23 protein-coding genes are annotated in these 22,451 nt (G+C 39.8%); 14 read left to right on the top strand and 9 right to left on the bottom strand.

The features are described 5' to 3' along the window. Positions 1-206: 206 nt before the first annotated feature. From ODZ84_RS21550 to ODZ84_RS21495, 12 genes are all read left to right on the top strand, one after another. A complete protein-coding gene (locus ODZ84_RS21550) occupies positions 207-1,631 on the top strand; it encodes an anthranilate synthase component I family protein (protein ID WP_266174502.1) in 1,425 nt (474 codons plus the stop codon). Positions 1,632-1,643: 12 nt separating this feature from the next. Continuing rightward, positions 1,644-2,237, top strand: a complete 594-nt coding sequence (locus ODZ84_RS21545; protein ID WP_266174499.1) for an anthranilate synthase component II — start codon at positions 1,644-1,646, stop codon at positions 2,235-2,237. Between the two features lie 38 nt (positions 2,238-2,275). After that, complete coding sequence (trpD, locus tag ODZ84_RS21540; protein ID WP_266174498.1) at positions 2,276-3,262, top strand: anthranilate phosphoribosyltransferase; 987 nt, start codon at positions 2,276-2,278, stop codon at positions 3,260-3,262. Positions 3,263-3,332: 70 nt separating this feature from the next. After that, positions 3,333-4,121, top strand: a complete 789-nt coding sequence (gene trpC / locus ODZ84_RS21535) for an indole-3-glycerol phosphate synthase TrpC (protein WP_266174496.1) — start codon at positions 3,333-3,335, stop codon at positions 4,119-4,121. A 10-nt stretch (positions 4,122-4,131) separates the two neighbouring features. Further along, positions 4,132-4,803: a phosphoribosylanthranilate isomerase gene (locus ODZ84_RS21530; protein ID WP_266174494.1), complete on the top strand. Its 672-nt coding sequence runs from the start codon at positions 4,132-4,134 to the stop codon at positions 4,801-4,803. A 61-nt stretch (positions 4,804-4,864) separates the two neighbouring features. Further along, positions 4,865-5,440, top strand: coding sequence for a hypothetical protein (locus ODZ84_RS21525; RefSeq protein ID WP_266174493.1), 576 nt, complete (start codon positions 4,865-4,867; stop codon positions 5,438-5,440). Positions 5,441-5,494: 54 nt separating this feature from the next. Then, a complete protein-coding gene (gene trpB, locus ODZ84_RS21520; RefSeq protein ID WP_266174492.1) occupies positions 5,495-6,673 on the top strand; it encodes a tryptophan synthase subunit beta in 1,179 nt (392 codons plus the stop codon). Positions 6,674-6,817: 144 nt separating this feature from the next. Then, the gene (trpA, locus tag ODZ84_RS21515; protein WP_266174491.1) at positions 6,818-7,552 is read left to right on the top strand and encodes a tryptophan synthase subunit alpha; all 735 of its coding nucleotides are present in this window, start codon (positions 6,818-6,820) and stop codon (positions 7,550-7,552) included. A gap of 31 nt (positions 7,553-7,583) precedes the next feature. Beyond that, on the top strand, positions 7,584-8,312 hold the full coding sequence (gene lipB / locus ODZ84_RS21510; protein WP_266174490.1) for a lipoyl(octanoyl) transferase LipB: 729 nt from the start codon (positions 7,584-7,586) through the stop codon (positions 8,310-8,312). A 267-nt stretch (positions 8,313-8,579) separates the two neighbouring features. Beyond that, positions 8,580-9,212 (top strand): nitroreductase family protein, encoded by a 633-nt coding sequence (locus ODZ84_RS21505; RefSeq protein WP_266174489.1) that lies wholly within the window; start codon positions 8,580-8,582, stop codon positions 9,210-9,212. A gap of 28 nt (positions 9,213-9,240) precedes the next feature. After that, positions 9,241-9,675 (top strand): MarR family winged helix-turn-helix transcriptional regulator, encoded by a 435-nt coding sequence (locus tag ODZ84_RS21500; RefSeq protein WP_266174488.1) that lies wholly within the window; start codon positions 9,241-9,243, stop codon positions 9,673-9,675. Continuing rightward, entirely contained in the window at positions 9,676-10,098 is a 423-nt protein-coding gene (locus ODZ84_RS21495) for an organic hydroperoxide resistance protein (protein WP_266174487.1), read from the top strand. 109 nt (positions 10,099-10,207) lie between these two features. On the opposite strand, the gene ODZ84_RS21490 is transcribed toward ODZ84_RS21495, so the two are convergent. From ODZ84_RS21490 to ODZ84_RS21450, 9 genes are all read right to left on the bottom strand, one after another. Further along, positions 10,208-10,837 carry a peptide deformylase gene (locus ODZ84_RS21490; protein ID WP_266174486.1) on the bottom strand — a complete coding sequence of 210 codons (630 nt, stop codon included), beginning with the start codon at positions 10,835-10,837 and terminating at the stop codon, positions 10,208-10,210. A gap of 344 nt (positions 10,838-11,181) precedes the next feature. Then, a complete protein-coding gene (locus ODZ84_RS21485) occupies positions 11,182-12,054 on the bottom strand; it encodes a ChaN family lipoprotein (protein WP_266174485.1) in 873 nt (290 codons plus the stop codon). 293 nt (positions 12,055-12,347) lie between these two features. After that, positions 12,348-13,376: a hemin-degrading factor gene (locus tag ODZ84_RS21480; RefSeq protein WP_266174484.1), complete on the bottom strand. Its 1,029-nt coding sequence runs from the start codon at positions 13,374-13,376 to the stop codon at positions 12,348-12,350. 4 nt (positions 13,377-13,380) lie between these two features. After that, the gene (locus tag ODZ84_RS21475; RefSeq protein ID WP_266174483.1) at positions 13,381-14,031 is read right to left on the bottom strand and encodes a class I SAM-dependent methyltransferase; all 651 of its coding nucleotides are present in this window, start codon (positions 14,029-14,031) and stop codon (positions 13,381-13,383) included. A 3-nt stretch (positions 14,032-14,034) separates the two neighbouring features. Beyond that, complete coding sequence (locus ODZ84_RS21470) at positions 14,035-14,805, bottom strand: heme ABC transporter ATP-binding protein (RefSeq protein WP_266174482.1); 771 nt, start codon at positions 14,803-14,805, stop codon at positions 14,035-14,037. Further along, positions 14,802-15,845 carry a FecCD family ABC transporter permease gene (locus ODZ84_RS21465; protein WP_266174481.1) on the bottom strand — a complete coding sequence of 348 codons (1,044 nt, stop codon included), beginning with the start codon at positions 15,843-15,845 and terminating at the stop codon, positions 14,802-14,804. Before ODZ84_RS21465 ends, ODZ84_RS21470 begins: the two co-directional genes overlap by 4 nt. Further along, positions 15,829-16,707, bottom strand: coding sequence for a heme/hemin ABC transporter substrate-binding protein (locus tag ODZ84_RS21460; RefSeq protein WP_266174480.1), 879 nt, complete (start codon positions 16,705-16,707; stop codon positions 15,829-15,831). Before ODZ84_RS21460 ends, ODZ84_RS21465 begins: the two co-directional genes overlap by 17 nt. A 21-nt stretch (positions 16,708-16,728) precedes the next feature. Further along, positions 16,729-17,838 carry an HmuY family protein gene (locus ODZ84_RS21455; protein WP_266174479.1) on the bottom strand — a complete coding sequence of 370 codons (1,110 nt, stop codon included), beginning with the start codon at positions 17,836-17,838 and terminating at the stop codon, positions 16,729-16,731. Positions 17,839-17,848: 10 nt separating this feature from the next. Next, positions 17,849-19,981: a TonB-dependent receptor plug domain-containing protein gene (locus tag ODZ84_RS21450; RefSeq protein ID WP_266174478.1), complete on the bottom strand. Its 2,133-nt coding sequence runs from the start codon at positions 19,979-19,981 to the stop codon at positions 17,849-17,851. Between the two features lie 94 nt (positions 19,982-20,075). Between ODZ84_RS21450 and ODZ84_RS21445 the strand changes: the two genes are divergently transcribed. Next, positions 20,076-20,891 carry a T9SS-dependent choice-of-anchor J family protein gene (locus tag ODZ84_RS21445; protein ID WP_266174477.1) on the top strand — a complete coding sequence of 272 codons (816 nt, stop codon included), beginning with the start codon at positions 20,076-20,078 and terminating at the stop codon, positions 20,889-20,891. Between the two features lie 202 nt (positions 20,892-21,093). Continuing rightward, positions 21,094-22,377, top strand: coding sequence for a T9SS type A sorting domain-containing protein (locus ODZ84_RS21440; RefSeq protein ID WP_266174476.1), 1,284 nt, complete (start codon positions 21,094-21,096; stop codon positions 22,375-22,377). Positions 22,378-22,451: the final 74 nt, after the last annotated feature.

Genomic DNA, 22,451 nt, shown 5'->3' with positions numbered 1-22,451 from the left:
TATTAAAAAAATATCTAAATTTGTCACATGTTTACAATGAGCAACAATAATTGGTGGTGGCTTTCAAACTCTTCGTCGGGTCTGAAGTTATTGTCATGTTGTTAAGTAGAGAACGACGAGATAATATAAATACTATATAAAGACTTTGACGGATGCCGTTGAAGTCTTTTTTTATGTACATCACCATTAAAAAAAATAAACAACAAATGTTTAACAAGAAAATAAAAATAAAAACCGTTTCAAAAAAAACGTTGGGAGATCTTCACACGCCGATGAGCATCTACCTGCAGCTCCGGGATAAATTCAGAGACACCATTCTTCTTGAAAGTTCAGATGCTAAGAATATTGATAATAACTTTTCCTTTATTGCCATCAATGCCGTGGCAGGAATTGAAATTAAAAATTTAAATGAGTTTGAAATAAAACTCCCTAATTCGGAACCGGTTAAGCAATTTATTATTGAACACAAAATCTCCGATATATTTGATGATTTCTCCGGCATTTTTGAATGTGAGAAAACAGAGGACTTTGCAGAACAGACTGCCCAGAGCCTTTTCGGATATACCAGCTTTGAAGCCGTCCAGTTTTTTGAAAACATCTCATTCAAAGCACAGAGCCCGGAAGTGGAGATTCCGCTTTTGCGATACAGATTATACCAGTATGTGATTGCCATTAACCATTATAACGATGAAATGCACATCATTGAAAATCAGATCGAAGGACTGAAATCTGAACTCTATTTGCTGGAAAGCCTTATAAAAAACCAGAATTCAGTGATCTACCCGTTTGAAAAAACAGGTGAGGAAACTTCAAATATAACAGATGAAGAGTATATCGAGCTGGTGAAAACAGCTCAGAAACACTGTATGCGCGGCGACGTTTTTCAACTGGTGCTGAGCAGACGGTTTGAACAAAAATTCCGGGGAGATGAGTTTAATGTGTATCGTGCTCTAAGAAATATCAATCCGTCCCCATACCTGTTTTTCTTTGACTATGGAAATTACAAATTATTCGGCTCCAGTCCTGAGAGTCAGCTCATCATAAAAGATAACAAGGCTGTTATTCATCCGATTGCGGGAACATTTAAAAGAACAGGCCATTTCGAAACCGATCTGCAGTCTATTGAGGAACTGAAGAATGATCCTAAAGAAAACGCTGAACATACGATGCTGGTAGACCTGGCCAGAAATGATCTGGGAAAGCGGGGAAAGAATGTGACTGTTACAAAACTAAAGGAGATACAGCTTTTCTCCCATGTCATCCATATGGTAAGTGAAGTCACTGCCGATCTTCAAGAAAACACCAGTCCTTTTGAAATGATGGCCGCCACATTTCCGCAGGGGACCTTAAGTGGTGCTCCCAAGCACAAAGCATTACAGCTGATCAATACCTATGAAAAAGATTCCCGCGGCTATTATGGCGGATGCATCGGAATCATCGGCTTAAACGGAAACTGCAACCAGGCCATTATGATCAGAACGTTTTTAAGTAAAAATAACACCCTGTATTACCAGGCAGGTGCCGGTCTGGTGGCAAAGTCCAATCCTGAAAATGAACTGCAGGAAGTCAATAACAAGCTGAATGCGCTGAAGAAAGCGGTAGAGAAAGCAGATAAACTGGTTGCTAACTAATAAAAATATAAAATGAAAAATACGATAAAACCATCAACCAAAGTTCTCGTTTTTGACAATTACGACAGCTTTACTTATAATTTGGTTCAGATGATCGAAAGAATTCTTAACGTCAGCGTTGATGTGGTGAGAAATGATGAAATCACTCTGGAAGAAATCGGGAAATATGACAAGATCATCCTTTCACCGGGTCCGGGAATTCCCGAAGAAGCAGGAATTTTAATAGATCTGATCAGGGAATATGCTCCTACGAAAAGTATTTTGGGGGTTTGCCTCGGTCAACAGGCCATTGCAGAGGCTTTTGGAGGAAGTTTAATCAATCTCTCTGAAATTTTTCACGGCGTAGCAACTTCTACAGATCTTATAAAAGATGACACCAAGCTTTTCAGAAACCTTTCGAGCGGAATGGAAGTGGGAAGATATCACAGCTGGGCAGTAAATCCTGAAAATTTCCCGGAGGAACTCGAGATCACTGCCGTTGATAAAGACGGAATGATTATGGCGCTGCAGCATAAAACCTATGATGTACACGGCGTACAGTTTCACCCCGAAAGCATCCTGACTCCCGACGGAGAAATTATCATTAAAAATTTTCTGCTCAATTGAAAACATCCGACCTTATCTCACCCGTAAAGACTTCCCAAATGAAAGAAATACTTCAGTACCTCTTTAATCATCATACGCTTTCAAAATCTGAAGCGAAAGCCATCATGATTGAAATTGCCCAGAATAAATTCAATGCTATGGAAATAACAGCTTTTATCAGCGTTTTCCTGATGCGGAATATCACCTTAAAGGAACTGGAAGGTTTCAGAGAGGCTCTTCTGCAGATGGCAGTTCCGGTGAATATAGACTCCGGTGATGCTATAGATATCGTAGGTACCGGAGGCGACGGTAAAAATACGATTAACATCTCTACCTTAACAAGTTTCATTGTAGCCGGAGCGGGGCAAAAGGTTACCAAACATGGAAATTACGGGGCATCCACGGCTGCCGGCTCATCAAATATTCTTGAAGAGCTGGGTTATGAGTTTAAAAATGATTCAGAAAAATTAAATGCTGATCTTGAAAAAGCAAATATCTGCTTCCTCCATGCGCCTTATTTTCATCCTGCCCTTCAATCTGTTGGTCTGTTGCGAAAAGCTCTGGGATTAAGAACGTTCTTCAATCTTTTGGGTCCGCTGGTGAATCCCGCGAAACCCCGTGTTTCAGTGATTGGCGTTTACAACCTGGACATTGCACGCATTTACCAGTATCTTCTTCAGAGAGACGATCAAGAGTTTATTATCGTTCACGGTCTGGACGGCTATGACGAGATCAGCTTAACCCATGATACTAAGGTCATCACGAAAACCGGAGAACAGATCTATTCCTCTGAAGATTTAGGTTTCGACCGGGTTTCTCCGGAAAGTATAAAAGCGGGAGCAACCATGCAGGAGTCTGCAAAAATTTTCAGAAACATTCTGGAAGGAAAAGGAACAAAACAACAGAATTCCGTGGTTCTGGCCAACGCTTCTGTAGCATTGTATAACACCCATAAGTTTGGCAGTTATGATGACTGTCTTCTGCTGGCACAGGAAAGCCTCGAAAGCGGAAAAGCATTAAAAAGCCTGGACCTTCTCCTGGAGTAAGTGGTACGTTACACGAATATCCTGCACTACTTCACAAAGCATGAGAAACCAATAAAACACACGTAGAATAATGACAATTTTAGATCTGATTATACAGAGAAAAAGGGAGGAAATTACCATTTCAAAATCAAAAGTTTCCGTTCAGAAATTAAGGGATTCCGATTTTTTTGACAGAGCAGGTCTTTCCCTGAAAGATTCCGTTAAGAACGGGACCGGAATCATTGCAGAGTTCAAAAGAAAATCCCCTTCAAAAGGAGTGATCAACGATCAGATGCAGCCCTTAGAAGTGGTTTCAGTCTATGAAAATTTCGGAGCAAGCGGGGTCTCCATCCTTACGGATCATGATTTTTTCGGCGGAGGTCCTGAAGATCTCTCAGGAGTAAGAAATCATATCAGTATTCCTGTTTTGAGAAAAGATTTTATGATTGATGAGTACCAGCTGTATGAAGCTAAAAGCATAGGAGCTGATGTAATTCTTTTAATTGCAGCGTGTCTTTCTCCGCAGCAGGTGACCGAATTCACAGGTCTGTCACACGAATTAGGCCTTGAAGTGTTACTGGAAATTCACACAGAAGAAGAATTGCAACATATCAATTCGGAAATTGACCTGGTGGGAATCAATAACAGAAACCTCAAAGATTTCAGGGTTGATCTGCAGCATTCGGTCCGTTTAAAAAATCAGCTTCCGGAGCATATGCTGTCGGTCGCCGAAAGCGGTATTTACAGCATTGAAGATTTTAACTATTTAAAGGAAAAAGGATTTGACGGTTTCCTGATGGGAGAATATTTTATGAAAAATAAAAACCCGGCAGAAGCTTTTAAAGAATTCATGTCAAATATTTCAATATCAAAGCAATAGATCTGTAACCATGAGTAACAAAACATCAACTCATAAGCAACTGCTTAAAGTCTGCGGATTAACAGTCTTAGATCAGATTCAGGAACTCATCCTGATGAAAGTCGATCTTTTAGGATTTATTTTTTATGAAAAATCACCGCGGTATGTACTGAATCATTTAAGTTTTGAAGAGATTTCAAGGATTGACCATCAGGGAAAAGTCGGTGTTTTTGTCAATGAAACCGTCGGATTCATCATAGAAACAGCAAAAAAAGCCGTTCTGAATTACATACAGCTTCATGGTGATGAAAATGAGGACTTTATTGCTGAATTGAGAGAAAAACTAAGTCCCAAAACCGGAATTATAAAAGTAATCCGGATCGGAAAGCAAAAACCAGAAACGGAAATGATGATGACAAAAAACATCGATTATCTGCTTTTTGATACAGATTCAAAAGCTTTTGGCGGAACAGGACAGCGGTTTGACTGGAACATGCTGAACAGTGCTGAAATTCCTCTGCCCTACTTTTTAAGCGGTGGAATTTCGGAAGAAAATGTTTCCGATATGGATAAACTAACTCAAAAACCTCTGGGATTAGACATCAATTCTAAATTTGAAAGTTCTCCCGGAAATAAAAATATAAACCAGATAAGAAAATTTAAAGAAATTATCAGAATAAGATACTCACAGGAACAGATCTGATGTACCTGTTTCTTCCGGACTGCCACGAAAACACATTAGTAAAAACATAAAAACAAACACTTTGAAAAAATATTATTCTAAAAAAATTAAACTTTTAAAATTAAAACGGAGCCTGAAACTGATCAGAAAATCAGTCCGTAAAGCTTTTTTTCCGGTAAAATTTGATCATGAAAACGTTGATCATCTACATACGTTTATCTCTAAGAACGGCCGTGACCTAAAATATGCATCTATCGATGGCTTATTAATGGAATTTATAAAAATCATAAAAAAATTCACGGAAAAAGATATACAGTATTTCTTTGACACCATCCATTTATGGAACAGTTATTACCTTGTGATTATTGCCGATAAACTATTGGATACGAATGTCAGAGCCCATGTAAAATATGATTTCGGAATCCTGTACTGTAAAATTTTCTGTCTGTACGAAAAGTTTGACTCCTATTATCTGATTGATAATCTTGAAATCGCCGTCAATATGTATCATTCCAAACCGGATGTTCTCCTGTTAGAAGAACTCACAGGAAAAATACAATTTCTTTTTCAGAACAGACAGATCACCGGGCAGCAGCTTCAGCACAGCTTATTATTTATAGAACAGTGTAAGAATAGATCAGAAGATGAAAATAACTAATGAAAATACGGCATTGCACGTTCCCTCAGAATATTGATTTAAAACAGAACTAATATGAATTATAAAAATCCCGATGAACACGGATACTATGGAGAATTTGGAGGAGCTTTTATTCCTGAAATGCTTTATCCGAACGTAGAAGAATTGCAAAAAAACTACCTTGAGATTATCGAATCTGAAGATTTTCAGCAGGAATATCAGGAGCTGCTGAAAAATTATGTTGGCCGGGCCACGCCCCTTTATTTTTCAAAAAACCTGAGCGAAAAATACGGTGCCCGGATCTATCTCAAAAGAGAAGACCTGAACCATACCGGTGCTCATAAAATCAATAATGCCCTGGGACAGGTTCTGCTGGCGAAACGGTTGGGAAAAAACAGAATCATTGCAGAAACCGGAGCCGGCCAGCACGGGGTTGCCACCGCCACCGCATGTGCCCTTCTTGGGATGAAATGCATTGTGTATATGGGTGAAATTGATATTCAGCGCCAGGCTCCCAACGTGGCAAGAATGAAAATGCTCGGCGCAGAAGTCATCGCCGCAACATCAGGCTCCAGGACGTTGAAAGATGCTGTAAATGAAGCTTTAAAAGACTGGATCAACCATCCCGTGACCACGCACTATGTCATCGGCAGCGTGGTTGGCCCGCATCCTTTCCCTGATTTGGTGACCCGGTTTCAGAGTGTCATTTCAAAGGAAATAAAAAAACAGCTTCATGAGCAGACCGGAAGAGCCAATCCCGATTATGTAATTGCCTGCGTAGGTGGCGGAAGCAATGCGGCCGGTACTTTTTATCACTTTGTAGATGAAAAAGACGTTAAAATCATTGCGGCGGAAGCCGGAGGTTTCGGAATCGATTCCGGAAAATCCGCAGCCACTACCTTCCTGGGAACGCTGGGTGTCCTTCATGGCAGTAAAAGCCTGGTGATGCAGACAGGAGACGGGCAGGTGATCGAGCCCCATTCTATTTCAGCAGGACTGGATTATCCGGGAATCGGACCTTTCCACGCCCATTTATTCAGGGAAAAGCGTGCAGAATTTTTCAGCATCAATGATGATGAAGCCCTGAAAGCTGCTTTTGAACTGACAAAATCTGAAGGGATTATTCCCGCACTGGAAAGCGCTCATGCCCTGGCTGTTCTGGACAAAAAGAAATTTAACAAAAATGATGTTGTCGTCATCTGTTTAAGCGGCCGCGGAGATAAAGATATGGAGACGTATTTAAAAAACCTGTAGGGCCAGGGCGATAAATTCCGTCTTCCACTCCCGCTTTTTTACTGCGCTTTGCTCCGTAAAAAGAGCTCCGTTCAAGCCGGATCGCATACCGGTCACCAAAAGAAAACGATGATCATTCAAAGAACTAAAACAATCCAATTCAAAATGAAAAAACTGAATATATATTTCACCGCAGGAATTCCTCAAGCCGAAGACACCGGTGATATCATAAAACTCATACAGGATTCAGGAGCCGATATGATGGAAATCGGAATGCCTTATTCTGATCCTGTTGCTGACGGGCCGGTTATTTCGCAGGCTCACGAAAGGGCTTTAAAAAACGGCATGACCATCGAAAAACTTCTTTCACAGATTAAGGCCATTAAAAATGAACTCAGAATTCCTGTTATTTTAATGGGATACATTAATCCTGTTCTGAGCTTCGGATTCGAAAATTTCTGTCGCGAATGTTCCGAAAGCGGCGTTTCGGGATTGATTATTCCTGATTTGCCACCCATTGAGTTTGAAAAAACCTATCAGAAGATTTTAGAAAAGTACCATCTTAATTTTACTTTTCTGGTGACTCCCGAGACTTCCGATGAAAGAATCGTGTACCTCGATTCTTTAAGCTCCGGGTTTTTGTATGCCGTAAGCTCATCATCAACCACCGGAAACAAAAATGTTGTTTTAAAAAACGAAGACTACCTTTCAAGATTGGCTGCGCTTCCACTCAGGAATCCGGTGATGATCGGTTTTGGAATCCAGTCAAAAGAAGATTTTGAAAATGTCACGGAAAAAGCGGCCGGGGGCATCATCGGGACGGCATTTGTGAATATTTTACTGAACCATAGAGATTGGAAGACAAAAGCCATAGATTTTGTCCATTCCATAAAAGCATAAAAATCACTAAATTTGTGTGTCAAAAAACGGTATGAATACACATCAGAATAAAGTAGTAGAATTTGAAGATTTAGGCGTAAAAGAATATCAGCCCTCATGGGATTATCAGGAAAAACTGATGAAAGATATTATTGATACCAAAATAAAAAACCGCGATTTACCTGAAGAACAACATCATAGAACGTCCAATCACTTCCTTTTGGTGGAGCATCCGCATGTGTACACTTTAGGAAAAAGCGGGCATGAAGAAAATATGCTGGCGGGCATCGATAAGCTTAAGGAGATAGAAGCTACTTTTGTAAAAGTAAACAGGGGTGGTGACATTACCTATCACGGATACGGACAGATCGTAGGATACCCTATCCTGGATCTTGAAAATTTCTTTACGGATATTCATAAATATATGCGAAATCTGGAAGAAGTGATCATCAGAACGATCGCAGAATACGGATTAAATGGAGAACGTTCTCCCGGAGAAACAGGTGTCTGGCTCGATGTAGGGAAACCCTATGCCCGGAAAATCTGTGCAATGGGGGTAAAAGCTTCCCGTTGGGTGACGTTACACGGTTTTGCGCTGAATGTAAATACCGATATGCGCTATTTTGAATATATTGTTCCGTGTGGAATTAAAGATAAACAGGTGACTTCATTAAAAAGAGAACTGGAGAGAGACCTGACTCCTGAGGAAATGGAGGATATTAAGGCTAAAATCAGGAAACATTTTGCGGATGTTTTTGAAGCGGAACTCGTGAGTAAATAAGTAAGTATTGTAGCAGATTTCGTCGTAAATCGGAAAGCGATTAACTGAAAAAAAGAAATAAACCTGTCATTTGTTATGGCAGGTTCTTTTATTAATTAACATATAATATTTTATACCAAACTTATTATTACATTGAAAATCAGTCTAATATTGAGATTTATAATAATTTTAACAAAATTAAATTGCACACAATTAAATTTGGCAATAAATTTGCATCATACTCATCATCATTAGTAATAAATTGTTAAACATTAAAATAAAAACAGAATGTCGTTAATAGAAAATTTAAACTGGAGACACGCCGTAAAAGCTTATGACCCCACAAAAAAAGTTTCGGAACAGGATTTAAATAAAATTCTTGAAGCAGCCAGACTTGCTCCTACCTCATCAGGACTTCAGCCTTTCCGCGTTATTGTAGTGGAAAACCAGGAACTGAAAGAAAAAATGGTTCAGGGTGCATTAAATCCTGAAGTAATGAGAGATTGTTCTCACGTATTGGTTTTTGCAGCGTGGGACCGCTATTCTGACGAAAAAATAGATAAGGTATACGATTATACAACAGACGAAAGGGACTTACCAAGAGGCCGCTTCGGAAGCTATACCGATAAAATCAAGGAAATGTATGATGCCCAGACGCCGGAACAGCATTTTGCACACACTGCAAGACAGACCTATATTGCATTAGGACTTGCGCTGGCACAGGCTGCAGAACTGAAAATCGACAGTACCCCTGCCGAAGGTTTCAGCAATGAAGTGGTGGATGAAATTCTCGGTTTAAAGGAATTAGGTTTAAAAAGTGTAAGTTTGCTGTATCTAGGCTACAGAGATCAGGACAACGACTGGATGGCTTCCATGAAAAAGGTCCGCATTCCGATGGAGGAATTCGTCATTAAAAAATAAAATTTCATCAACTTTCATTTTCAATCTTATGGAAAAATTTAAATCTTTAAAACTGGAAAATCAGATTTGTTTTCCTCTTTATGTGATTGCAAAGGAAATCACGGGGCTTTACCGTCCGTTCCTTGATGAACTGGACATTACGTACCCCCAATATCTTGTGTTGATGGTCCTTTGGGAAAATGACGGTCTTGCCGTGAACCATATCGGGGAAAAGTTATATTTGGACAGTGGTACGCTGACCCCTCTTTTAAAGAGACTGGAAGCTAAAGGATTTATCCAGCGGAAAAGAAAAAAAGAAGATGAAAGAGTCGTTGAGGTATTCATCACAGAATCCGGGAAAGCGCTTCAGCAGAAAGCTTGTGAAATTCCTGAGAAGATTCACCGCAAAGTAGATGTCACTCCGGAAGACTGGATCGGACTGAAAGAAAGTGTACAAAAAATATTAAGTAAAATAGAAAAATAAATGAAAACATTATATACAACCCAGGTAACTGCACAGGGAGGCAGAAACGGTAAAGTAAAAAGTGAAAACGGAGTTCTTGATCTGGAAGTAAGAATGCCTAAAGCCCTTGGTGGGGCCAATGATGATTTTGCAAATCCTGAAATGCTTTTCGCGGCAGGATATTCAGCCTGTTTCGACAGTGCATTAAACCGGGTGATCAGCCTATCGAAAAAAGAAACCGGGGAAACTACCGTGACAGCAAAGGTAGGTATCGGCCAGATCGACAACGGAGGGTTTGGACTGGCTGTGGAACTGGACGTTAATATTCCCGGAGTATCCATAGAAGAGGCACAGGCGCTGACGGAAAAAGCACATGAAGTCTGCCCGTATTCCAATGCAACAAGAAATAATATTGAAGTGAAGCTGTCTGTGACCAATAACTAAGACTCAGTTTTTCTGTAAAATACCCAATCTGCTTCATCCCGAAGCAGATTTTTTTTTGTAAAATCAAACAGAATTGCCGTCTTTTAAGAAATTTTATTTTAGATATTCATCACCTCGTCATCGAATCACTTTTCTTAAAAGCATCTACTTTCTGATAAGAGTCTTTTTTTTCTTTTTCTTTTTTATCGGAGATTAAGATCCCGAAAAGGTGGTCGATTTCGTGCTGGAAAATAACTGCTGTAAATCCTTCGACGATCTCAGAATATTGCTGACCTTTTAAATCCACATATTCCAGCTGAATGACTTTGCTTCTGTAAAACTGGTCCCTGAATTCCGGAATCGACAGATCTCCCTCAGGGCCAAGATTCTGTAGTTCCGATCTCCAGACGATTACCGGATTAATAAAATATTCCAAAGGTTCCCCCGGTTTGTCAAAACGCTGAACCCAGATGATTTTCCTGTTGATACCGACCTGAGGAGCAGCTATACCAACTCCACCATCGGTGGACAGGAGGGATTCTTTCATTCTTTTGACTAAAACTGCCGTGTTTCTGTCTAACGGATCAATGTCTGTGGAAAGATTCAGTAAGGTTTTATGCTGGTTTTGATCGGTCGTCTGATAAATCGGTAGTGCGGTGTTGATGTCACCCTGACTGATGATGGCAATTTCATTGGGAGTCAGCTTTTGAGCATTGATTACCCCTATGAAAAGTATAAAAAGAAGGTATAATTTTTTCATTTCCTGACGGATGTTTTTACAAATATAATTAATGTCAATAGTTTTCGGTTAAAACCATTGGTTTTTTTATAATAAAGCTGTTAAACTTTTCTATTATCACCGCTACCGCACGAATCCCTTCGTGTGGTTGTCTGTACTAGACCACAAAGGAAATCCAGGAGATTTCTAAACACTTAAGCTAATTAAAGTATATACTTTAAGCAAAAGAAGTACACTAAAGTCTTCTTAAAAATCTTTTGATTTTCTTCTGATGTACACTTAATTCTGCGGCATCTTCTTCCTCGAAAAAGTCCTTAACCGACAGTTCCCGCCACTGGCAACCGGTTTTCACTGCGGCATTTTATCTAATATGTTTTCGTCATATCGGCCGGGATAATCAGATTGAAATCCGTTGGGATATAGTCTTTTTCCGGAAAGTTCAGTTCAGGATTTTCGGATTCAGAAACAGAAATTACAGCCATTTTCAGGTTTGGACTTTTCTGTTTTACATACCAGTAAATTCCTCCGAACTCTTTGGTGTGATAGTTTCCGTTGTAATGGATGAACGTTTTTCCGGGCTGGATGTTTTTCAGAATAGATTCTGCCATTGTCGCGTCTTTTATGGCCTGGGCAGAAATAAAATTCATCACTTTTGTTCCGTCTGCATGATCGCCCATCATGGCTTTCATTTCAGGATATCCCGGTGTGTCCAGGGTGACTTTTATCGGCAGCCGGGCCATGTATCTCTTATCTTTTTCGGTTAAATTGTTCAAAGATTCAAAACCTTCTTTTGCAGTCCGGGAAGCATATCTTCTGGGAACATTGGTAGCGATAAAATTCAGCTTTTGTATTTTGGCAAAATCCACCAGCGGCTGATAGTCGGTTGCATAATTGTTCCATAAGCGCGCTGAATCTTTCAGGGTTTTAGCATCAAATTTTCCATTCAGATATTGATTTAACTGGGGCTGGTTATCTCTTTCAAACATTTCAGCACCCAGAATGATCTGACCGTTTTTCTGAAGATGCAGGGCTTCTGTAATTTTCAGCTGAAGCCAGTGGTTGATCGAGCTGTTATGATTTTCACCAAAGAAAACCACGTCATAATCTGCCAGTTTTCTGACCAATTTATCTGTGTCTATTTCTTTTCCTTTTTGGTCATAAAATTGGTAGGCTTTGAAGTTTTGGGCATTTAATGGGCAGAAGCTTATAAGCAATAGGACTATGAAAATATTTTTCATTTTTTTATAGTTTTTATTTAACGTAAAGGTCGGAAATTTACTCCATTAAAATATTCAGCACGGTCTGAGGAAATTCGGTAAAGCTTTGAGAACCTCAGCCGGAAACGATCTTTTAAATTCCTGATGTGTTGTAATATTTCAGAAGATATCCTCGATTGTCCTACCGAGCCTGCCGAAGCATTTTTAATAAAAAAATTTGATATCTGATTTTTCGATGATGTAAATTTCAGGATTGATAAAAAAAGCCGCCTTGAAAAATACAAAACGGCCTTTTCTGAAAATCATCTAATTATTTATTTTTCTAAATCTGAAACAAGATCTTTCCACTCCTGCAGTTCAGGAATTCCCGGCTTTCTTTTTCCAAAGAACTGAACGATGAAATCCCCTTCTTTATTAAATACTTCAATGGCTGTAACTTCACCGTCCTCAGTTGGTTTTTTTACGATCCACGCTTCAGCGATTTTCGTTACGTCAAGGTGCAGATTGAAGTCAGGATCCATTACATTAAACCATTGCTGATGCCACATTGTCTTTTTCACATTTCCGGTATGAATCTGGATAATCCCTCTGTTTCCGACGAAAATCATGATGGGAAGTTGTTTCTCAGAAGCATCTTCCAAAACATTTACGACTTTTGAACTGTCGATTTTCTTTGCAAAACCTTCCGGCGCAAGTCTTAAGGCCTGAGTTCTTGAAACCCCAAATTTTCTGGTCATCATGAAGAAATCGTGCGTGTCTTTTAATTCGGTCCAGGATTTTTGGAAACCTTCAACATCAATATCAGCATCAGCTTTTTCTTCTGCTTTCGGAGCGATATTTTCTAATTGCAACGCAGAATTTTGATCATCCGCTTTGAATTTCTCAACAATACCATCGAAAGCAGCCTCATTGCTGTCTTTTGTCAGGTAAATCTTATGTAAGGCCAGGCCGTCTTTTCCGAAGAACTGAAGGCTTTTTTTATCTCCTTCCACTACCCCGAAAGCAAATTTCCAGTGATTAAGGAAAATTCTCAGATCGATGTCTTCCCCTACAAAAAGCTGTGCGTGGGGGCTGCTGAAGTCTCCGTTCAGGTAGGTTCCTTTTCTTTCATGAACGCATTCTTCATTGCGCGTAAGAGCCATCACTTTTCCCAATTGCTCAGCTTCTGTCAGAATATCTTTAAATTCAGGTTTTAGGAGGGTTACCCCTTCACCAATGCTTGTTGCTAATAATTCAGCCTCACTTACAGCAAGTTGTGCCGCTGCATTTCTAATTCTTAAATGCGGATTTTCAGCTTTCAGAGCTTCCCATTTCTCTTTCAGATCATTCACTAATGTGCTCATTGTTTTATTTTTTTATGGTTAAAACTGTATAATTTCTTGTTATGGTGTCTTTTCCTGTTTTACTTTTTACTTCCTCTTCCTTTTCGGAAATTTTCATTCTTTTAAAATGACTTTTAGAGACCGTTTCTTCCATTTCATCAGAATTGTACAATGTAAAATCGAATTGGGTAAACGGTAATTTTTCCATGAAATCTCTTTGCCCGAATGTGAGCACAAAAGTTCCGTTATCTTTCAATACCCTGTAAACTTCATTCAGATATTCAACCGGCTGCTGCCAGAAATAAACGGTATTTACAGTGAATATTTTATCAAACGTCTTATCTCTGAAAGGTAATTTTGTTCCTTCATACAAAACAAAAGCTGCCTGATCTTTAAATTTTTCATTTAATCTTTTCGCTTCATGATGCATGGTTTCCGAAATATCAATACCGGTATAGTGTAGATTCTGAGCTTTGTTCAGAATACTTTTTACATGCCCGGCGTTGCCGTGACCTATTTCTAAAATATGCTCATCATCTTCTATTAGCAGTGTTTTAATGCTTTCCAGCGTCATCCCGATATTGGTGGCATGCATCATCTCGCCAATTTCAAGTCCTTTTTCGCCCTGAGGATTAGCCAGATGTTGAGCGAGTATTTTCAGTTCATTTTTTTCCATATTTTATCCAAAAATGATCATAGGGTTATTCGTGATCGGGTGATCGCAGATGGTGCAAGGAAAATTATAGGCTTCACTGATATTTTCGGCTGTGAAAACCTCTTCCGGTGTTCCATAGGCGGCTACCCTTCCTGATTTCATCAATAGTATTTTATCTGCAAACTGAGCCGCGAGATTGAGATCATGCAGGACCACCAGTGCTGAGTTTGTATTCTCAGTAAATTTCTTAATGATTTCAAGTGCTTTATACTGATGTTTGACATCCAGATTATTCAACGGTTCATCCAGAAAAACCAGTTTCCGGGTGATATCATTCTCCAGCTGTACCATGACTCTAGAAAGGTGTACCCGCTGTTTTTCGCCTCCCGACAAAGTGTTGTATTCCCTGTCTTTAAGGTGTAAAACTTCCGTCTCCTGCATCCTGTGGTTAACAGCATCAAAATCTTCTTCTCGTGGCTGGGCGTCAAAATACGGATACCGCCCCATCATCACTACATCTTTAACTTCAAGCGTGATATCATTGCTGTTGTGTTGGGAGAACTTAGCCTTATGTTTTGACAGTTCCCTTATATCCCATTCTTTCAGATCTTTATCCTTAAATTCTATTTTCTGTTTTGATTTCACCTCATTGGCCAGGACACTCAGCAGGCTGGATTTTCCGGCGCCGTTAGGACCTACAATTGCTAAAAATTCACCATATTCCAAAGAGACATCCACGGTGTCGAGAATATGGAATTCTTTATGTTTATAGCTGATCCCGCGGGCCTTTATCATGACAGTGATTTTTTGAATTTAACTAAAATGGCAATAAAGATCGGCCCTCCCATCAAGGCGGTCAGAATCCCGATTGGCAATTCCGAAGGTTCCACAATGCTTCTGCTGAAGGTATCGGCCAGCAGCAGCAGAATGCTTCCGAAAACGGCTGACAGCGGCAGGATAAAAACATAATTCGATTTAAACAGAAACCTTAAAATGTACGGTACAATAAGACCTACAAAACCAATGGTTCCTGAAAATGCCACGCAGCTTCCCACCATTAGTGCCGTGATGATAATAATCTGTTTCTTCAGCCTTTCTACATTAATTCCTAAATGCTGAGCATCTTTTTCACCCAGCATCATGGCATTCAAAGCTTTTCCTTTGGGCAGTAAAATGAAGTAAGAAATAATTAAAACAATAGCCAAGATGATATTCTTCGTCCATGTTGCAGCCGCTAAACTTCCTAAATTCCAGAAAGTAAGGTCTCTCAGCTGGTCGTCTTTTGAAATGTAAATCAGAAAACCGGTAATTGAAAAACCGATGGCCGTAATGGCTACTCCGCTTAATAACATCATGACCACATTTGTCTTTCCACCACTTGTCGAGATCCTGTACACCAGCATCATCGATAAAAGAGAGCCAATGAATGCCGAGATCCCTACCAGTGAAAATTGTACGGCTTCAGGAAGGTATTGTTTAAAATGCCCTCCTAAAACAATGGCAATAGCAGCAAGTAATGTAGCGCCCGAAGTTAACCCTATTAAATCACCTGTTGCCAGAGGATTTTTGAACAATCCCTGCAATCCGGTTCCCGAGACGGCAAGCATGCTTCCGATAAGAATGGCCATGATAATCCTGGCTGCTCTTACGTCCCAGACCACATATTTATCACTTAATGACAAACCTTTATCTCCCTGTATTACTTTTCCTAAAACGTCAAACGCAGATTTCCCCCCGAAGTCATACACCCCGGTGTTAAGAGACCATACTGCTATGATGACAAGCAGTATGGCACTTATGGTAATATAACCGTATAATTTACTTTGTGTTTTCAATTAAAAGTTTGTTTAATCCTACAGCAGCTTCTCCTAATCGTGGCCCAAAACTTGAAACCAGGCCTCCGTCCATGGCGATAATCTTTTTGTTTTTACCCGCATTGGTCTGCGCTACACCAGGCATTTTTAAAGCACCTTCGTTTCCGCCTGCACCTTCCAATCCGCTTGAGAAGAAGAACAGTACATCCGGATTTGCTTTTACCACCGCTTCAGGAGTCAATGGCTTGAAATCTTCGAAATCCACAACCGCATTCTGACCGCCCGCAAGACCAATCAATGCGTCCATGGGTGTATTTTTCCCGGAGACCATCAGCATGTTTCCTCTTGCATAGATGAACAGTACTTTTGGTTTTTTAGCGATAGGCTGCACTTGTTTTAAATCGGCATCTATTTTATCATTCAGTTTCTGATAATCGGCACTTCCTATGGCTTTTGCCACATCGGCAATTAACTTTTTGGTTCCGTCAACGGTAAATTCCTGCCTGAAAACCTCTGCCTGGATTCCTGAAGACTTGATTTTCCCCATTAATTCAGGATTAATATCTTTATCGGAAGCTAAAATTAAACTCGGCTTTACCGCCATGATGGGCTCGATCGTCATCGATCTCATATGACCCAAATCTTTGGCAGTAGCTTTTAAAGATTCAGGATATGTACTGGTAACGTCTGTTCCTACGATTTCCTTTTCGTGACCTAACGCAGCTACGATTTCCGTAATTCCACCGTTTAGCGTTACAATTTTATGGGTAGATTTTGGTGTTTCTGAAGTGGTTTCTGCAGCATTTCCCTGCTTTGTGCCTGTTTCTTTTTTACATGAATATACTGCCACAAGCACTGATGCTGCCAAAATGAATTTTTTCATATACTATTTATTTGATTTATTTTACAAAGGATTATATTCGAATTGAGGAAAACCTCTGATCCCGTCTTTATCGGTAATTCTGGAGAACTTCAGTTTGAAATAATTTCCTTCAGGATCTTTTATAACATAAAAACGGTCTCCGAAGACTTCAAGACCATTGACGCCTACAGGATTTCTCCAGTTAGAGCCAATAGAACGCTGATCATTATAAATAAATTTAGAAGCATCCACATCCGATTTCTTAAAATCTTTATACGTCTGTGCTGCAACATTTGCCGCTACTTTCACTTCATAGGAGGCAGCTCCGCCTACAATATTGGTCGTTACAAAATCACCGTAAACATAGGATCCTGCTCCGGTAATCGTATTCGTAAATACGGTAAAACCGATATCCCAGTTTTTTTTCTCCGGCTGGATCAGTGCTTCTTTATGATTCACCAGACTTACAAAATTAAAGTTGTATGCGGCATTTTTTGCAATGGTTAATTCTTTATGAGAAGTTGCATTTACTTCTGCATATTTTATTTTATATCCGTCTCCGGATCGTACTACCTGCACTTTCATCCATCCCCGGCTGTCGCCTCCGGTAGCAATAGATCCTACGGGAACGGAACCTGTATACAGATCTTTTCCCATATTCACCAGGTAAACGGCATTTTCAGAATCTACCGGGCTGATATCTGCTATCGCAGTAGTTGCTGTAGGAAAGTTTCCGTTAACGTCATCGATATAGGCGATGTTGGCAGGATTAAAATTAGCGACCTGCACCTGGTTTTTCAGTGCGGTTACATCCGCCTCTTTCACCAGGTCTATATTGGTAACATTGGGAATTTTTCCTGCTGCCATCATCACGGAAGAGTTAATAATCACTTTGAATGAACTTCCCGAATAAAATCCCATATCCCAGTCTGTTCTTTTGGTAAAGGTCTGCCTGGGCTGTTCTTTTCCTCCTGCAATGGTAATATCACTGAGATCAAACCATACCTGGTTAGGCTGTGTGGGCCCGCCTACATTGGCATCCACAATAATACCGTCAGAAGGTAAAACTGCTACAGGATCTTCATTGTCATTTATACAGGATTGGGTTACCACTGATGTTCCTATCAAGAAATAAAATAATATTTTTTTCATTGTCATACGTTTAAAAATTATAGTTCACTCTGGCGAAATAGCTTCTGCCATAAAACAGGTTCTGATCTCCGGAAGCAGCATTATGCCCGCCGCCCGGAAGGGCTGTATTTCTGATCGTCGAAACATCAAAAATATTTTTAACCCCCACGCTTACCTCAAAATGATCGTTAAAGAAGGGCTGGGTAACGGTAAAATTCATCATATTGAAAGGCTGAACTTCACCTAACACAAACTGTCCCGGATCCGTACTCGGACTTGCGGACGGAATATGAGTATATTGATTTCTTTTTCCGGTATATTTATAATACAGTGCAAAAAGCGTTTTCGTAGTATTCAATGTATAGTTCGCTCCCAGATTAGCTTCAAGATAGAAATTATAATCATCGGACGAAGTAATCTGCCCTGTATTCAATGCCTGGGAAATTCCCATCACCGAAACACCGGTATTAAGAGCAAAGTTATTTTTCCTCACGTTTAGTCCTCCGCCAAATAAAATAGATTTATAATCATCTACATTTAAAAAAGTGTATTTCAGGGGTTGCTGGTTTACAATGACACTCTCAATTCGGTCATTGACATCTAAATACATTCCCGAGAGGCTCAGGTTAAAATTCCATGCTCCTGAAGAAATGGTATTATAATCCCAGAATAATCCTGCCGAGTAGCCGGTTTCCGGTTTCAGATTTTCATTTCCCCGGATATCATGGTTGTTGTCTACCACAAAAGTGTATAATTCATCATAGGTCGGAAATCGGTTCGCAGAGCCGAATACGGCCCGCAGATCTGACTTCGCGGAGGTATTGAATTTCGCTGTTACCGAATAGTTATATTGAGAGTCAAACCTGTCACTCAATGCTAATCTTACTCCGGGACGTAAGGATAACCATTTATTGACATTCCATTCCGCAGAAAGGAAATTGGCATAATTGAATATGGTTCTTTCGATACTTTTCCCGTTATTATTGGACTCAAATGTTACGGCATTGGCATAACCGGCCGTTCGGTCTAATTCGTACCCTAACTGGAAATTGATTTTTTCACTATCCAGAAAATTACTGAACATTCCTCTTGAATAAAGGACTTTGGACTCGTAGAAAGTAAGTTCGGGATCTCTTGACATGATCTGCCTGTTCGGAACGTCATAGTCATAATCCTGATATTTTCTTTCCTGGGTCTGGTAAGAGAAATCCCCGGTATAATTAATTCTTCCGAGCTGGGTCTGAATATTAAACTGGTGGAGCCACCTGTTGGTAAAATAATCCCGGTCTTTTGCTATGAAAGTTTTATCTCCCGAGCTGTAATCAGGGGTGATGATCTGGTTATAGCTGTTAATCTCTTCATTAAGATAGTTTACTTTATAAAATAAAGATGTTTTTCCTTTGGCATACCGTATGGCAGCATTGGTGATAAGCAGATCTTTGGGAAGCCATTCGTAGCCCCTGTTCCCGTCATTCCCTTCGCTGAAATATTTATACCCGTTATATTTTCCTGTGAAACCCTGGAAGTCGTTATGGTTGATATCAGCAGTGACCGTCCAGTGATCATTGATTCTGTATCCTAGATTAAGGGACTGGACATGTCTGCCGTTTCCCTTCTTAAACCAGTCATAGTTTTTACCTACGGTTTCTTCCTGCAAAGAAATTTGGGCATTGAATTTTTTTGCATAGTTTTTTTTGGTGATAATATTGATAACCCCTGCCACCGCATTATTTCCATACTCTACACCCATAGATCCTTTTACGATCTCAATTCTTTCGATATTGTTAACGTTGATTTTGGTAAGGTCCACCAGATTTCCCATTCCCTGGTCACTGACAACGGGGATATTATCGATCAGAATCTTTGTATATTGACCGCTAAGTCCCAGAATATTGGCATTGGAATCTCCGGTCCCTGAATTGGGCTGAACTAAAATATTTAGATTTTGGTTAAGAACTTCTGCTGCATTGGTGACCGCCATGTTTTTAATTTCCTGTGCATCGATAACCTCTACTCTATAAATAGATTTATTAATGGATTGCTGGCGGTACTGCCCTATAACAACAACTTCTTCTATTTTATTTTGATTAAGAGAATCTTTTTCCTGTGCATTCATCCAGAAGAATACGGATAATGATAGAATGGAAAGCACTTTCTTCTTCATAGACACAAAATTTTCCGCAAATATAGAACTTTATTTAGAACAATTAAAAATAATTACTTATTTTTGTAGAATAATTCTAAATAAAAATAACGTCATGAATGTAAAACTACTTTTAGGAACTTTAATGTTAACGGCTGTTACAGCTAATGCACAAGTAGCAACGATTAATGAAAACTTCGACAACTTTACGGCAGGAAACACTACTTTTCCTCAGAACGGATGGTCTGCGGTGGTAGCTTCCCCTACCAACTCATTTCCGCCGGTTCCCCCAAGAATGATTGTGGCCGCAGATTCAAATTCTAACAACAAATACATTCAGTCCTATGCCGGGAATAACCCATCCAGCCCGTCTTATCTGGTGACTCCGCAGATTGCTGCTCCGGCCGGAGATAAAACCCTGTCATTTGCTGCTACCGCAGTGGATCCTTATACCAGTCCGGCAACCATTCAGGTAGGAGTAGCATCAAACCCTGCAGATATGTCGACTTTCGTGGCAGTAGGAAGTCCTGTTACAATTACAGGTCCGGGAACCGTTCAGAATATCAGCGTTCCCATTCCGGCATCTACCGGTTCGTATCTTGTTTTTAAATTTACACCGACTATCGCGCACACGGCTATTCAGATTGACAACGTTGTATACGATACAACCTCTGTTTTAGGAATTTCCGATGCCGCTAAGTCTAAAGAAGAAATTAAATTCGCTGTTAATTCCGATGACACTGCATTACAGTTTATCACGAAAAAAGATCCCAGAAATATTCAGATTTATTCTGCTGTAGGACAACAGGTAGCTGAAGGCAAATTGAGTGATCGTAAATTTGACATCAGTACCTTACATGCTGGTGTTTATTTTATTCTGATTGAAACTGCTGAAGGTACTGCCGTAAAATCAAAATTTATTAAAAAATAAAATTTATCAGACTGCAATTTGCATTTTCAAAAGCTGGCTAATCTATTGATTAATCAGCTTTTTTTATGCGCCTGACGATTGGTCCGTTACAAGATTTAAATGACACGCGACAAATATCATGTTTTTATTTAGAATGATTAAAAATAATTATTATACTTTTGTAGAACAATTCTAAATAACAATATAAATATCAGAAGATATTATGAAAACAAAATTATTCTTTGCTTCGCTATTTGCACTAGGTGTACATCAGAAGGCGCTTGCTCAGACAGATGCCAACGGATATAGTACGGTGAACCTGACTATGGGACCTGCTTACCAGAACCGCGTGTTTTTTGACCTGAGCTCAAACAGTATTGTTTCCCAGCCTGCCAATACCTGGGATGTTGCATTCTACAGAAATTCTGCCATGAACTTCGGAACCAGAATTAATGATGCGCAGAATATTGAAGTATATCAGGCGTCTGCCACACCTTCAGACTGGGACAGCATTACAACCAATAATGTTTCTTCCTACGGAGCGGCTTTGTACAATCCGGATATTACCACTTCTCTTCAGCAGGGTGCTTTCGAACAGGGAACCGCAACGTACGGATGGGGAGAGTATAACGGCGGAACGCATCACATAGAAGGAAAAGTAATCTTTGTTTTAAAATATCTGACCTCAGGACAATATGTCAAATTCATGATCGATGATTATTTCGGAGGATACACCTTTAAATATGCCCTCTGGGATACTGCAACTTCTGCCTGGGGAGCTACACAGACCAAAACGATCGCTAACGGAGCTGATGATGCCTACTTCAATTATTTTTCATTTACGACCGGTGATAAAGTGGCTAACCTTGAGCCCGCAAAAGCGAGCTGGGATTTAATGTTTACAAGATACTGGACTTTTTACGGCAATATCATGATGTACAGAATGGCCGGCGTGATTCAGAATTCAAATATTACCGTAGCAAGAGTGCAGCCTGAAACACAGGCAACAGCCACTTCAACGCTGCCGGCGGCAACCAGTTTCTCAAGTAATATTACAACCATCGGACATTCCTGGAAGCCTACGAGCGGCGCTCCTATCTCCGATGTGGTGTATTATGTAAAACAAGGCTCGGATTACTACAGAATGTACTTCATTTCAAATGAAGGTACTTCTACGGGAAATATGTATTTTAAATATAAAAATATTACCTCATCACTGGGCATTACCGATATTGCCGGGAAAAAAGCGTCTTTCGGGATCTACCCGAATCCTGCAACAGCTGACAAACAGGTAACTGTTTTATTCGACGTTAAAGAAAAAACAGGAAACAGAGGAAGTGTTGAAGTATACGATCTGTCCGGTAAAAAAGTATATTCTGCAGAACTGACCAATCAGGCAGGATTCTATAAACAGGATCTGAATTTATCTCAGCTTTCTTCAGGAAATTATCTGGTAAAAATCAATTTCGGAGGAAGCTCCGAAACCAAAAAATTAATTATTAAATAACAAAATTGCATCAGCAATATTGCAAATGATGAACCTCTAAATTTTAATACTTTCTATTTTTTCTAATGAAAGGC

It is taken from the genome of Chryseobacterium fluminis (assembly GCF_026314945.1).
Classification (GTDB): domain Bacteria; phylum Bacteroidota; class Bacteroidia; order Flavobacteriales; family Weeksellaceae; genus Chryseobacterium; species Chryseobacterium fluminis.
This window is presented reverse-complemented; position numbering and strand designations above follow the sequence as displayed.

Excerpts from the sequence above, each read along its gene's own strand:
- ODZ84_RS21545 (WP_266174499.1), top strand. The coding sequence starts at position 1,644 with ATGAAAAATACGATAAAACCATCAACCAAAGTTCTCGTTTTTGACAAT.
- ODZ84_RS21470 (WP_266174482.1), bottom strand. The coding sequence starts at position 14,805 with ATGATAAAGGCCCGCGGGATCAGCTATAAACATAAAGAATTCCATATT.
- ODZ84_RS21455 (WP_266174479.1), bottom strand. The coding sequence starts at position 17,838 with ATGAAAAAAATATTATTTTATTTCTTGATAGGAACATCAGTGGTAACC.
- ODZ84_RS21500 (WP_266174488.1), top strand. The coding sequence starts at position 9,241 with ATGGAAAAATTTAAATCTTTAAAACTGGAAAATCAGATTTGTTTTCCT.
- ODZ84_RS21450 (WP_266174478.1), bottom strand. The coding sequence starts at position 19,981 with ATGAAGAAGAAAGTGCTTTCCATTCTATCATTATCCGTATTCTTCTGG.
- lipB (WP_266174490.1), top strand. The coding sequence starts at position 7,584 with ATGAATACACATCAGAATAAAGTAGTAGAATTTGAAGATTTAGGCGTA.
- ODZ84_RS21505 (WP_266174489.1), top strand. The coding sequence starts at position 8,580 with ATGTCGTTAATAGAAAATTTAAACTGGAGACACGCCGTAAAAGCTTAT.
- ODZ84_RS21530 (WP_266174494.1), top strand. The coding sequence starts at position 4,132 with ATGAGTAACAAAACATCAACTCATAAGCAACTGCTTAAAGTCTGCGGA.
- ODZ84_RS21475 (WP_266174483.1), bottom strand. The coding sequence starts at position 14,031 with ATGGAAAAAAATGAACTGAAAATACTCGCTCAACATCTGGCTAATCCT.
- trpD (WP_266174498.1), top strand. The coding sequence starts at position 2,276 with ATGAAAGAAATACTTCAGTACCTCTTTAATCATCATACGCTTTCAAAA.
- ODZ84_RS21460 (WP_266174480.1), bottom strand. The coding sequence starts at position 16,707 with ATGAAAAAATTCATTTTGGCAGCATCAGTGCTTGTGGCAGTATATTCA.
- trpB (WP_266174492.1), top strand. The coding sequence starts at position 5,495 with ATGAATTATAAAAATCCCGATGAACACGGATACTATGGAGAATTTGGA.
- ODZ84_RS21490 (WP_266174486.1), bottom strand. The coding sequence starts at position 10,837 with ATGAAAAAATTATACCTTCTTTTTATACTTTTCATAGGGGTAATCAAT.
- ODZ84_RS21485 (WP_266174485.1), bottom strand. The coding sequence starts at position 12,054 with ATGAAAAATATTTTCATAGTCCTATTGCTTATAAGCTTCTGCCCATTA.
- trpA (WP_266174491.1), top strand. The coding sequence starts at position 6,818 with ATGAAAAAACTGAATATATATTTCACCGCAGGAATTCCTCAAGCCGAA.
- trpC (WP_266174496.1), top strand. The coding sequence starts at position 3,333 with ATGACAATTTTAGATCTGATTATACAGAGAAAAAGGGAGGAAATTACC.
- ODZ84_RS21550 (WP_266174502.1), top strand. The coding sequence starts at position 207 with ATGTTTAACAAGAAAATAAAAATAAAAACCGTTTCAAAAAAAACGTTG.
- ODZ84_RS21440 (WP_266174476.1), top strand. The coding sequence starts at position 21,094 with ATGAAAACAAAATTATTCTTTGCTTCGCTATTTGCACTAGGTGTACAT.
- ODZ84_RS21495 (WP_266174487.1), top strand. The coding sequence starts at position 9,676 with ATGAAAACATTATATACAACCCAGGTAACTGCACAGGGAGGCAGAAAC.
- ODZ84_RS21445 (WP_266174477.1), top strand. The coding sequence starts at position 20,076 with ATGAATGTAAAACTACTTTTAGGAACTTTAATGTTAACGGCTGTTACA.
- ODZ84_RS21480 (WP_266174484.1), bottom strand. The coding sequence starts at position 13,376 with ATGAGCACATTAGTGAATGATCTGAAAGAGAAATGGGAAGCTCTGAAA.